The sequence below is a fragment of the Arthrobacter sp. AOP29-A2-19 genome, from assembly GCF_058138025.1.
On the sequence record NZ_CM176894.1, the window covers coordinates 2,387,263 to 2,400,098 of the forward strand.

Consider the following 12,836-nt stretch of genomic DNA (forward strand, 5'->3'; position numbering starts at 1 on the left):
CACATGCACGTACAGGAGAAATCTGCTGTCACTGCCGTACTGGCGCCTAGCGCCGCAGACGCCGTGGAAACGCCACTGCAGAAGTCCGCCAAGACGCGCGCCCGCCACAAGGCGGCGAAGGGAGCCTCCGCCGGTGGGGCCCCGGCCGCCGAGGCCGCCCCAGCGCGGAAGCGCGCGTCCAAGGGCGCGGCAACCGAGGCGCCCGAGGCCGAGGCTGCCGTTGACGCCACGGACCCCGAAGAGGGTCCCGTTGTCATCGCGGCAGAGCCGGAGGAAGAGTCCCGCGGTTTCATCATCACGTCGGACGAGGACGATGCCCCGCAGCAGCAGGTGCTGGTCGCCGGCGCCACCGCCGACCCGGTCAAGGACTACCTGAAGCAGATCGGCAAGGTCGCGCTGCTCAACGCCGAGCAGGAAGTCGACCTGGCGCTGCGCATCGAGGCCGGCCTCTTCGCCACCCAGAAGCTGAACGCCGCGGACGACTCCATGGACAAGCGGCTCAAGTGGGACCTCGAACAGATCGTCCACGACGGCAAGATCGCCAAGAACCACCTGCTCGAGGCCAACCTCCGCCTCGTGGTGTCGCTGGCCAAGCGCTACACGGGCCGCGGCATGCTGTTCCTGGACCTCATCCAGGAAGGCAACCTGGGCCTCATCCGCGCGGTCGAGAAGTTCGACTACACCAAGGGCTTCAAGTTCTCCACCTACGCGACCTGGTGGATCCGCCAGGCCATCACACGGTCAATGGCCGATCAGGCCCGCACCATCCGCATCCCCGTCCACATGGTCGAGGCCATAAATGCGCTCACGCGTGTCCGGCGCCAAATGAGCCAGGATCTCGACAGAGAGCCAACGGACGAAGAACTAGCGCGCAAGGCGGAAATTTCACAGGGGCAAATCGCTGAGGTACGGAAGTATGACAGGCCCGCACCAATCTCACTCGAGGCAAACATCGATGACGAGGGAACCTGGCTCCGCGACATCCTTTACGAGGAGGAAGCTCCAGATGTGTTCGAGTATTTGTCATACGCCTTGCTCCGCGATCAGCTTCACTCTGTTCTAGATACGCTCTCTCCGAGAGAGGCAGGCGTGATCGCCATGCGGTTCGGCCTGACGGATGGCCAGCCAAAGACCTTAGACGAAATCGGAAAGGTCTACAGTGTTACCCGCGAGCGCATTCGCCAGATAGAAGCCAATACCTTGACACTGCTGCGCCATCCGTCTCGGTCCCAGATCCTGCGCGATTATTTTGAGTTCGACAGCCAGCCTCCCTCCGCGGTCGGCGCGCCCGAATCGCCATCGGCTGAACTTCCAGAACAGCCGGGTAAGGAGTTGGTCCTGGAACCACGACCGTGATCGGACTATAGTAGATAGCCGTCCTATTGCTCTGAAAAATCGTTCCAAGAAGGTACTTTGAGTCGCTTTATTGAGCTGTTCGCGGGCTGCGGCGGCATGTCGTTGGGTCTCCAATCTCTTGGGTTCGAGCTTGCACTAGCGAATGAACTTTCCCCAATGGCAGCCGAGACATTTGCGTTCAACCACCTCGGTGTGGATGTATCCGCGCCCGAAGCGATTAAGTCCGATGCTGTCCTGTGGCTAACTTCCAATTTCGCCCGAAGCGAGATGCGCCAGCGCTTGTCCGAGAATCCGCATGACTTCCCTGATTGGGATCCACAAGTCGAATCGGATGTTCCCGCTGGAGGATTTACCGGCAAGAATCAACTCGCCGTCGGCAGTGTCATTACGTTGAACAAGCTCCTCGAAGCTGATTTCGAGGAGAATTCGGACCACCGAGAACGCTTAGCCGTTGAGTTGGTGTCCGGTGGGCCTCCATGCCAGAGTTTCAGCATGGCTGGTCTCCGCCAACGCGACAACCACCGCAACCAGTTGCCTTGGGAGTTCGCGAAATTCGTCAATCTGGTTCGCCCCAAAACCGTGCTATTGGAAAACGTCAGCGGCATACTGCGGCCGTTTATTGAAGACGGGATCGAGTTCCACGCCTGGAAGGAAGTTGCTAAGGCGTTCGTGGAGATCGGCTATGCACCCCTCTGCGTTCACGTCAATGCCAAGTACGTCGGTGTCGCGCAGAACCGTCCACGCTTCATCATGTTTGCCATCCGCGGTGACCTAGCGGCATTTCTGGCAGACGCGTCCCTACCGAAGGGCTTTCAGGCCATAGCCCGTCAGGCTCTGATGGCACTTAGAAAGAGCATCGACTGGGACGTCTTCAGGTATTGGGATGCCGCGAATTCTTTGGACGAGTCGACGTTCGCCGAAGGACCCCTTCGACATCTTCGTACGCGACCGGCCCCCGAGGAATGGGCAACGGCGGGCGACGCAATTCAGGATCTGGCTGAGAACTCCTCGGCAGAAATGTCCGAGTACGTCGTCAAACTCGGCGAACTTTTCCCGAGGCCTGATGAGGACATCGCGACGGGCAACCTGCAGAAGCGCAAACACACCTTCAGGGTCCAACAACGTTTCCGTCTCTATCAAGTTCTGGAAGCGTTGAACGAGCGAAAATTGTCGCGCACTATCGCGCGCGGTATGCGAGAAGGGGACCTCAAGCGCGTCGAGGGCTTAGTCGCGCCGCTCATGAATCAAACGTTCCTCTTCGATGAGGGCCAACCGCTTCGATCGCCGGGAGATCCGGGTGAGATCATCTCTCTTATCCAGGGACTGACCACGAAGAAACACTCACAGCGGGCGCTCGTTGCCCGGAAACCTGCCCCAGCGGCGTTGTCGATACCTGACGACTGTTGCCACTACTCGGCCAGAGAGCTCAGGACGCTGAGCGTCAGAGAGATGGCAAGGATCCAATCATTTCCAGACTGGTTCGAGTTTCGGTCTAAGCCAACTACGGGCGGAAATAGGCGCAAGTTCGAGGTGCCCCAATACACTCAGGTCGGCAATGCGGTTCCGCCCGTCCTTGCCCGCCAAGCCGGTCTTGTCGTCCAAGAACTGCTTGAGCTTGCGGAGGCGGGGTCGCCAACATTCGAAACCTCGGATCATGAACTGGTCCAAAGCGCGGGCGCACCCTTGGGATGATTCTCAGAATCTTCACAGGGGTACGACCGACTCTCCCGTTTCCGGTAGCTACGGGAGCGTCATCTTGCTCGCGGTGATGCAATGCGTGGGAGCCCGGAACTTGGGCTCCCACGGACGGCTTACTCCTGTCGCTCCTGAGCTTGCTTGAGCAACTCGTAGAATGGGATCTCCTGAATAAACCGTCCTCGTTCGTAGCCCAAGGACTTGTACAACGACTGGTGCAGCTTGAGAGACGTGATTCGCTGTGCAAAGTGCTCTGATTTCGCGCCCAAACCCAGCATCGACAGATCCTTAGCGGTCACGGAGGGCACCTTGTGTATGAACCAGGTGAGGAGTGGCTGCGCATAGTCCTCCTGTCCCTGACGGAAGTGGCTTAGATACTGCGATGCCAACATGACGCCAAACCCAAACTCCCTTCCCTGAAGGAGGAGGCTGGACAGCACGCTGAACTTATATTTCATGATGTTGACTGCCTCGTCGACGAGGAGGAACGAGTTAATCGTCCTCAGTCTTAGCTCCGGGCTGACATCGATAATTTCCGGCTTGGAAACATTCATCATGTAGTCGTAGTACATGTTCAAGAAGAGCACGACCAAGGCATTCTTGCCGTCGTCATCCGTCTTGAAGTCATTCAGGGCGACAACGATGACGTTGCCGTCCAGAAGTTCATCGAAAGACTGGGACTCCGCGGGATCCTCTGTGAATACTTCCGACGTAACGAACCGCCGCAGTAGTGAGGTGACTGCATCAACCTTTTCGCCGCCATCGCTGTAACGATCTAGAACCCGCCCGATTGTGGGAGCTTGGAACTTGTTCTCCCGATAGAGATCGGTAATCGTTACTTGAAGGCGGTCCCTTTGGATGGGCCCGACATTGCTGTAGATCTTGTCCAAGACGTCTATAAATTCGTTCGCTCGCTGGGTGGCCGCCATAGGTGTGTAGCCTTCACGAAGCTGGAAGAAGTTCAGAGGGATATTATCGATCCTCAGAACCCTCCCATCAACCGCCTCAAGGAACTCCGACGCTTGGAAGTCGCGTTTGTAGTCGAAGATCAGCATTGAGAGGGGCCGATCCTGCTCTTGACGGCTTTTCTCGCGCAGCTGATAGATGAGGGTTTTCATCATTTGGGTTTTGCCCGTGCCCAAATCCCCGACGATTCCAACGTTCATTTGGTTCAAATCGATGTTGCTGGGCCAGAAGTCTGCTATCTGTCCATGTTCCGCGGGCAGCGTCGCACCGACGGGAAAGCGCACACCCAAGGATGGTTGAGGATCGACGCTATCCTTGGGATCGAGGATGTGCGGCGGAATCAGTGGAGGCTCGGCTCCCACTTCTGCCTCCACCTCCTCCGGAGGTACTCCACTGCCGTTGCCGGTCTCCTCCTCACCCGGAATTAGCATGCCGCCAGTTTCTATACCACCACTGCCTAGGTCCGCGGAACGCTCATCATCTAGAGTTTCTTCAACCCTTTCGCCTTCGTCCTCAGTTGGAATTGCATCTGTCCCGTTGCTCGCCGCAGCCAGAGACCAGTCAACGAGGCTTCGCCAAGACTCCAAGATCTGCGAATCGTTCTCGTTGAGTGACTCAAACGCGGCAGCCGAGTTAGCTGCCAAGACGGCATAGCTGCCGAAGGATTCCGCTAGCACGCCATTTTCGACCTGTGCACCAACATAGACTTCGCCGTCCTTCGTCTTAGCCTCGTGCCGGAAGTACGAAACGATGGGACGGCCGATTCGTACATCGATCTGCCCCGATGCGATATCGCTAAGGGTCTTGCTCAACTCGACGGGATCCGTAGTGGCGCTCGGCGCCAACCTCGCTGCGGATTCAACAAGCGCAGCTAGCCCGTTGGTCCATAGTGCTTGATCCGAAGGATCACCCGAGGTGCGAATGTCACTCCAGGTCATCCTCAAGGCTTCGAGGACTTCCCCCGTGGCTCGAACCTGCTCCAACGGTTCCCGCAGTGCCCCTGACTCCCTCGGATCAGGTAGGTGACTGTTCGGGAACTCCGAGTCCAATCCATAAAACTTGATCTCCACAGGAGACAGCGTCAGTGTGCGCCCTTCCAGCCTCATGATGAGAACATCAGCCCGACGCTTTGAATCTAGCTCCGGGCTGTCTGCCGAGAGAGCACGCAAGAAAGTGTCACAGGCGTCGATGGGCAGCACATATAGCCGAGACGCTTCGACCTGTAGTCGTTCCATGAGCGAGAAAACAAGGAAGAACCCCAGCGCGCCCGCCGCGTGTGTTCCTCCCATTGCCAGCATTGAAGAAAGGCCCACGCCGCGAGTTCCCAGTCGTTCGAGCAGCTCGTTTACCAATTGATCCGAAACATCGCGACCGGTTGCCTTCGAGAGCAATCTGCCGATCTGCCGACGGAACCCGTTTGGAACTCGAGCGACGGAAACGAAGGGGCGGCGCTCTAAGGCGGGAATATCGCGGGTGGCTTCTAGGAACGGCGGTCGCCATTCCCATAGCATCTGGTTGCCCTGTGCAGTGGCCTGGACGATCTTGGCCATGGCGCTGGGGCTCATCAAGGATTCACCAGACACGGTCCAGTCAGCACTGTCGCTGACGAGTTGAGCAGAGAAGAGCTTGGTCATAATTTCGGTTGTCGCAGTTGGCCCCTCGATCTCTCTGACCGCCTCAGTGAAGGGACTCCATCCCTGATTGTCCCTGAGTGTGGGAGACGCGGTTGAGCTGGAGTTTCTAACGGGTTTCGCATTTACGGCCTCGAATCGGCGCAGTGGCACATCGCCGATCGCGCCGAGCCGAGGTTCCTGCCCCGCGCTTCGGAGCATGGCAGTTACGCCGCCGTCTTGGAGAATGCGCACATTGCAGCGCATGGCAGGAACGTCCTTGGGCGAGTACCGACTCCAAACCAGAGGAACGGATTCCTCAGCGCGAACGAGTCGTGCGACCTTCTCTCGTGGCGGTTCCCCACCACGATTAATAGAATCCCAGATTCTGGCCCCGCCGAACAGCGGTGTGGAATTGTGCGAGGACCAACCCGCGACCTCAGTGAGGACCGCTTCATCTACCTCCTCTAGTCGAGTGCTGTGCCCGGAAGACGCCAGATCAACTGTCAGCGTTGTTACATGCGGATTCATCTTGCGATAGCTGCGAATCGCCGCGGATACGGCCGTAGCATTGAGACCGCTGACTGCGGTTCCCGGAACATTGAGTGATCCGGCATTCTCCGGCGAACCTGGGGTAGTGAACTCTTCTGCTGAGGTCTGAACGAGCATGGACCAACCTAGAAACACCTGGCCTTCGCCGGTTTCCATCGGGACTGCCATCAGACGACCCATTTCGGTTTCACGCGGCCCAACCATTGGGAAATTCCATCCTTCGACCGTTCCCGCCAGTCGGTCGGCCAGCCTGGAGTTCCACAAGGCATGTTCGACGCCCGCTAACCATGCGAGCCGAATTGGGTGCAGTGGGCTAAGCAGGACTGCATGGCACTTGGCCGACCCCACAGTTGACCAAAGGCTGATCGAGAAAGGATATGTGGCCCAGAACACTCCGGCCGGGTCCTCAAGCCGCTTTGCTTCACGGATCAGTCCTGTGTAGGCAGTCAAATATTGTTCAAGGACGGACCTGTCTTCCCACAGATCCTTCCAAGGCATCGTAGAGGGAAGCATTGCGGAGCGACCACCCAGTCCTCCTGTCGAATTGAACAACTTGGATCGCAACGCGAGACCTTGGAAGGCAGCAAGAAAGTCCGAAAAGGCTTCCGATTTCCGCAGCATCACGGGCACACTCAGATCCGATGCCGACTCCCAGTGGCTTGCTGTGCCGGTTGACATGGCGAAGCCTGACTCTGGTCTAGTCTCGGCGGGAAATCCCGCTGAGTCTCGGTCAGTCGGCATGATCACATGCCCGAGGGAGATTTCTACTCCATCTTCAGACAAGTTCTCAGTGAGCCACGTCTCGTATTGTCCTCTCAAGGACTTGAGGGTCTCGAGAGACAGCGGGTCGCGAGATGGGAGCATCTTCGAGATTGCGGCGACGACCGGCGACGTAGGCGCCTTGCTGCTCGCCATGGAACGACAGTCAAAGCTAACCGTTTCCGCAACGATTTGAGCGAAGTTCAGCGGAGGGGAATCGTAGAAGTACACACCACGACGTCCATCAAACTCCCGAAAATCCTCTCCTTCGAACGTTGGCGTTGCGCCCACGGCGGACCACACAATGAATCTGCAATTGTCGATTCCCGCCGTGGCCGAATTCGGTTCCAGGTCAATGGCGTAGTTGCCTGTTCCTGATCCGTCATCGAGGCTATCCATCTCCTCCGGCCCGTAGTAGCTAGTGCGGCCCAATGCCCCGCCCTTGCGGATGGGGGCAATCCAGAGTCCTGGCTGTTCCCCAATGGACACGCTGACCTCACATGCAGCTGCCGCAGGAACTCGGCCGAACAAGGTGTCCTCGGGGCCCATTTCAAGAACTAACCGATGGCTACGTGGGGCCAACTTCCACGGCCCCTTGCCGAGAGGCTTGACGATTCTGCCCCGACTGTAGAGCAGACCATCGCTGCCTACTTCGAGAGTTCCGGTCCATTCAGACTTAGGGAACACACTGCGAACAAGCAGCTGAGAGGTAGCAGCCTCATCTGGCGTGACGGGCGCGAGAATCGGGATTCGCAGAAGGATCTCTTCAGTCGCGACTTCACCGGCCCAGTCGTCGATTGAGGCCACCGCAAGAAACGGTCCGTGCGAACTGTTTGAAGCTGCGACGGAGAGACTCACCATGTCGCTGGTAAAGGCCTCGAGTCGGTCGCCCTTCTCAACAGCGGACGTCGGATTGATGAACTGGGATTCCGTCAGTTCCGCAAGCTTCTCGGTTACAGATTCGTCGTGATGGAAGTAGCGAGCAAACGTCAGCGCCAGATTGTCCGTGGAGGCTACCTCGCGATCAAACTGGGTCCAGTCCACGTGCGAGATTACATGTGGTTCTTGAGTCTTGTTGTCCGGCGCGTGTGCCAGATGGGCAGCAGAACGGGCGATAGTCGTTTGATCTGACCAGTGGCTCCTGAATGCCTCAGCGAACTGCTTAGGCGTGAACCGAGGTCCCGTAGGTACGGCGGGTCGTGGGAGCCCGAAAGCGGCGAACGTGTACTTCTCGAAAAACGCAGCCATTCCTGAAAGTTCGGGCTTAGCTATAGTCAGGAAATCAAAGAGACGAGTCAGCCCGTCGTCGACGTGGTGAAACCACTGGACGTTCCAGCTCTCGGTACCTTGCCGAAGTTCTTTCTGAAGCCCGGCTACGCAATCTAGGCAGCCAGCAAGAATCCGCTCTGCCTCCCCAGACCACGGTCCTGTTTGCGACACGCCATGGCGGTCGCTCAGCATCTGAACTGCCGCACGGGCGACAGCAGCTGTTGTAAGGCTGCCGGTAGCCGATTCCGGATAGTTCAGTCCAAGGATTTCTCGGAATGATTGCGTGAAGGAGCCGAGATCGGGGTGCCTTCCAGCAACGACAGCGAGTCGATCCCCCTGACGATATTTGAGAGCAGTGTTAGTTGACATCCCACCGCGGTGCCCAGCGGGAACGACAAGGATTGCGTACGGATCGTCCCCGCCTTCATTGGCACGGATCACGAGATCATCCGCAATCGAGATGCGGACGCCCGCAGGCAAATAAACCGCGTTGAGTCCCTGGAGGCCTTGAAGGCAGCTCCCCAATACTTTTCCGAGCATTTTCCCTATCCCCTAGAATGCACTCTGAATTTGGACGCCCTGATCAGCGTCGGCGCTGCCCCTAGCCAAACCTGCACGCTCCAAGAGTCCGACAATGTCGGCAAGCTCGGGCTGCATCCCCAACTCGTTTAGGTTGCTCATAAGCTCACCTACATTGGCCGACCCTCTGGGTTTGTCACAGCTCAGGCTCGCAACTACAGCGATCCATTCTGTTCCTGGGTCGACGGTTAGATATCTGCCCGACGACTTTAGGAGCCCGTAATAGTCAGCGAATGGCCCAGCGACGTCGCGCGTCATCAGTGCGTACTTAATGGCTTCCCACGTATTGACCGATGTCTTGTGCTGGCCTCCAATGACGCTCGTCAGATCGTTCAGAAGTTTGTCATCAGTTCGCATCCCAGATAGCGCCGTCTCGAATTCTTCATCTAGATCTCCACGCTCGTCGAGCCATTCTGTGAGCACCTTGCGAATTCCTCCACCTCGGTGAACCCTCCAAAGAAGGATGGACGCAACGTCACGAACCGATTGCGATGCCCTCTGCGACTGCCAAGGTAGCGTCTGGGGCATTTGAGCAATAGCTTCATCCCGTGCAAACGACTCATTTGAAAGAATGCGGCGGGCGAGTGACTCATACCACGTTGCCTCCCACAGGAATCCCATTCCCAAACCGAGGCGCAAGACCGTGGTGGCCCAGTCCGTCCACACGCGGGCAGGCATAGCCTCAACCCACTCATCTGAAGTCAGTTTCTCCCACGTTCTCGCAAACCACGTGAAGGGTGAGTTTGGAATGCAGATCGGCGCGTTCGGCGTCTCCGGCGTGATTGCCCGAAGGTTGTGGCCCAGAAGCTTGTGTCGAACGGCGCTATCCATGGCTCGGAGCAGCGGATCCTGAGAGCAGCGGCGAGACGCGGCCCTGTACCAGTGCTCCGCCACGCCGTCAGTGACTGCGTCGCTGGGTTCCTTGCCGTAGGCGTAGATCGCCTCGAGAATCCCTGCCAGATCCGGGGGGTTCTTTGCTCCTTGGATTCCGCGCATATTCTGCAGGAGAGCAAAGCCTGGAGTTATTGGGCTAGCCGCCTGAAGCGTGCTCTTTTCTGCCTGAACGCCCGTCACCGAGTTGACCACTGCCTCGGAAATCAGTTGTGTCGACATTGCCTCATATCCGAGGCCCTCATCCTTAAGCGCTAGACCGAAGGATGCGAATTGCTCGCCGCTTGGCGCCGTTTCGAGTAGTTCGAAGTTCGGAGATTTCTTCTCGCTTTTTGCAGTCCTCTTGTAGATCAGGCCCAGAGGCTTGGAAGATTCTTGAGGTCGATCCCATTCATGGACGCTCCACGCAAGTGACGAAATGAATCCTTCTGGAACGGAAACATACTGTGGGCGATTGATCTCAAGAATGATGTCCCCTGCTCGTGCCACGTCTAGTTCACTCCGACTTCTACTAGTGCTGGGTTGACTGTCAACGTCGTGTCGCCGTCGCCATGGACGATTCGATAGTTATCGAGGCCAAGGCGGTCGGGCACCAGTCGGGCGGAACGGAAACGTTCGAGTCTGGGCGAAGTGGTTTCAGTTAGTTCAGTCATTCCCGGATAGTCATTGGTGCAGGCTCCTGCCTCCCGGATGAGTGCTAGGTCAAGTGGCATTCTGGCAATCTCTGTCGTCCCCTCAGTGAGCACTAGAAAGAGCGATTCCGCCGTTCTGTCGATCGTCATGTCGAAGTTTCCTGTTTCGAGGGCAATCTTCGGTGTCGTAACCGTGCCGACGACCGGGTCGGTCCTGCTATCGAGGATGGGTATAAGCGAGCGTGAGTCGGTATCGTGCGGCTGTCGCTTCGGACGCAGGAGGGCACGCAACCCAATCTTGAGTCTCTGGGGAACCTGAGTTCCGTAGTAACACGCTTCCGACCACGCCCTGATCTCGCGCCGAAAGGCCGAGACGCCGTTGCTCAGCGCATATAGGCGTCCTAGATATGAGCCGTACCAATGAACAAATCGCGCCCGATCCCGCTCTTTCGTATGCTGCCACTGCATTGCCAACTTGAAGCAATCGTCTACGTGTCGGTCGAATTCCGTCAGAATTGTCCTAAATTGATGCGCCTGAGCCTCGTTGAGATTCTCTTCAAGTGACTGCAGAGGCGATCCGTCGGAGGACGGCCCGCTGAACGCTCCTGTGATGGGGCTGGCCCACCCGGTTCCGGGATCTTCTGAGAGGACGCCGGGCGTGGCGTCGCGCATGGGATCCACTACATGCGTCAAGCGCGTAACTGGATTTCGGCGCGGATCTCCACTGGCCATGCCTGGGTCAACAGCCACACCAAACAGGCTCTGCGACATGCGAATACCCGCCAAGTCCATAACATGCTCGAAGTCCTCGATTGGGTCATCGGCATAGACATGCTCGTCCTGCTCGACAAATCGGTGAATGTCAGACCGCCCCATAAGTTCAGGCAGGTCTCCGACGATAGACCTGACGATAGCGCCCCATATTTCCCGATATGAGAATCTCTGGCCGTTGGCAATCTCGGCCGCCCGCAATGTGGCTAGCAATCCAGCGCGGACTGTCGGGGAGCTAAGTGACTTGAGGTTGGCTGCCACCGGGTTCAGCTTTGTCCTCAGACCAAGGTGTGACGGAAGGGCGAGCGAGTTCGCTATCTCGTTTAGGAGGAATCCAGCGGATGTCGCATCGTCGGCCCATGAGAGACGCTCCACAGTGTCGCCAATTTGATAACCGCCCGGAAGCAGCCGCCTACCTGCTCCGTGCTCTACTGCAGGCGTGCGCTCTAAGAGCGAGCAAACATCAACGTAGATGGCAACTATATCCGCGACAGGTGCTCCCGCGAATGTGAGTTGTCCCTGAGCCAAATAGTCCGATTTCTGAAACGTTTCAACGCGCCATCCTCCCGTTTCCTCAGCACCCCACTCCTCAAACTGCATCCAATTTAGGACTGATTTGCCGGCCCCGAGAGAAGAGGAATCTCCGGCGGTTTGCTTTTGTTCCTCGACCAGGATTCCCCGGTTGACGCAGGCCACGAGATGCTTCTGGCCGCTACTGGCAGCTGAAATCTCATGAACGAGCGGAGCATCTGAGAACTCGTCACTCGGAATAGTCGCATCATTGACCAATACGAGCCGGCCCTGTGTAGTTTCGTACTCGTAAGTTCGATGGGCAAGTCCGTCCGGAGTTGGGCTAACGCGCTTATACGGGCTAACTAGTTGCCTAACGGCGTGAGATTTGCCGGCGCCCGGCCCTCCAACAAGAAACAGGAAACGGGGAACGGTGGCCAAGTCCAACCCCTCCTTAAACCATGTGCAGGCCTCGGAGACTCCGGCCGGACGCGGCGACTCGATTCTGTCCAAGTCCGACACATTTTGGAGCGAGGCATCCGACGTGCCATCTGTTGGCCGCTCGGCGACGTCCTGCCCGCCCGTAGATCGTTCCCACAGCGCAGACACGCGAGTCCAGAAGTCACCGTGATCGTCAGCAAGATTCGGTTCCTCTGCGGTCGAAGACCGTGAGACGACGGGCTTTTGCCTTCCATCCAGCCCCACCGCCCGCAACGCACTATGGTCGGGGACGTACATGTCATTTTTAGGTAGCTGTGGCTCGAGCTCACCGTTCCCTTCAGGATGCCAGCTCGTCGCATCTGGCGCCTGCCAGCCCTCAGGATATGGAAACTCGTCAAGGCGACGACTGACGGCGTCCCTCAGTTCAATCTGAAAGTGGCTTCGTGGCTTGTAACCCTGAATATAGGCGCGACCTGCGTCCCGGAGAACAGCGCTTAGGTTGCACCACTTGAACTCGATCGCCGCCTGCGACCGTCCTAGGGCCGCTTGAACTCGCTCGTTGAACCGACGCTTGACATAAGGCACACCCTCCAGCTCCGCCGTCAGCATTTCCTTGTAGGCATCAATGAGCACACGGATCTCACCGTCGCTCCAGGCACTTCCGCTTATGTCTGTCACCTGACAGTCCCCCCTCTGAAAGTTGCCGAGTTCCGGCCCCTCGACTGGCAACACTCTGTTTGACAAGGCCAAATCAAGCAATTCAAACAAATACTAGCCCCATCGGTCCATGTCGCAACCGAAGCAG

At 57.7% G+C, this 12,836-nt stretch carries 4 protein-coding genes and 1 pseudogene; 2 read left to right on the top strand and 3 right to left on the bottom strand.

The window, feature by feature from the left end:
• Positions 1-3 precede the first annotated feature (3 nt).
• Together AC3ZJJ_RS11020 and AC3ZJJ_RS11025 are read left to right on the top strand one after the other, a co-directional pair.
• Positions 4-1,254 (top strand): annotated as a pseudogene (locus AC3ZJJ_RS11020) (RNA polymerase sigma factor); the annotation flags it as partial.
• A gap of 258 nt (positions 1,255-1,512) precedes the next feature.
• A complete protein-coding gene (locus tag AC3ZJJ_RS11025) occupies positions 1,513-3,048 on the top strand; it encodes a DNA cytosine methyltransferase (RefSeq protein ID WP_489895803.1) in 1,536 nt (511 codons plus the stop codon).
• A 119-nt stretch (positions 3,049-3,167) separates the two neighbouring features.
• Here AC3ZJJ_RS11025 and AC3ZJJ_RS11030 read toward each other — a convergent pair whose 3' ends face one another.
• From AC3ZJJ_RS11030 to AC3ZJJ_RS11040, 3 genes are read right to left on the bottom strand one after another with little or no spacing between them, the layout of a single operon-like run.
• Complete coding sequence (locus tag AC3ZJJ_RS11030; RefSeq protein WP_489891868.1) at positions 3,168-8,747, bottom strand: ATP-binding protein; 5,580 nt, start codon at positions 8,745-8,747, stop codon at positions 3,168-3,170.
• A 12-nt stretch (positions 8,748-8,759) separates the two neighbouring features.
• Positions 8,760-10,166 (bottom strand): hypothetical protein, encoded by a 1,407-nt coding sequence (locus tag AC3ZJJ_RS11035; RefSeq protein WP_489891869.1) that lies wholly within the window; start codon positions 10,164-10,166, stop codon positions 8,760-8,762.
• A 2-nt stretch (positions 10,167-10,168) separates the two neighbouring features.
• Positions 10,169-12,790 carry a hypothetical protein gene (locus AC3ZJJ_RS11040; RefSeq protein ID WP_489891870.1) on the bottom strand — a complete coding sequence of 874 codons (2,622 nt, stop codon included), beginning with the start codon at positions 12,788-12,790 and terminating at the stop codon, positions 10,169-10,171.
• Between the last annotated feature and the right edge of the window lie 46 nt (positions 12,791-12,836).

What these genes read in the sequence shown, in the direction of transcription:
- AC3ZJJ_RS11025 (WP_489895803.1), top strand. Translation starts at nt 1,513, where the DNA reads ATGGCAGCCGAGACATTTGCGTTCAACCACCTCGGTGTGGATGTATCC.
- AC3ZJJ_RS11030 (WP_489891868.1), bottom strand. Translation starts at nt 8,747, where the DNA reads ATGCTCGGAAAAGTATTGGGGAGCTGCCTTCAAGGCCTCCAGGGACTC.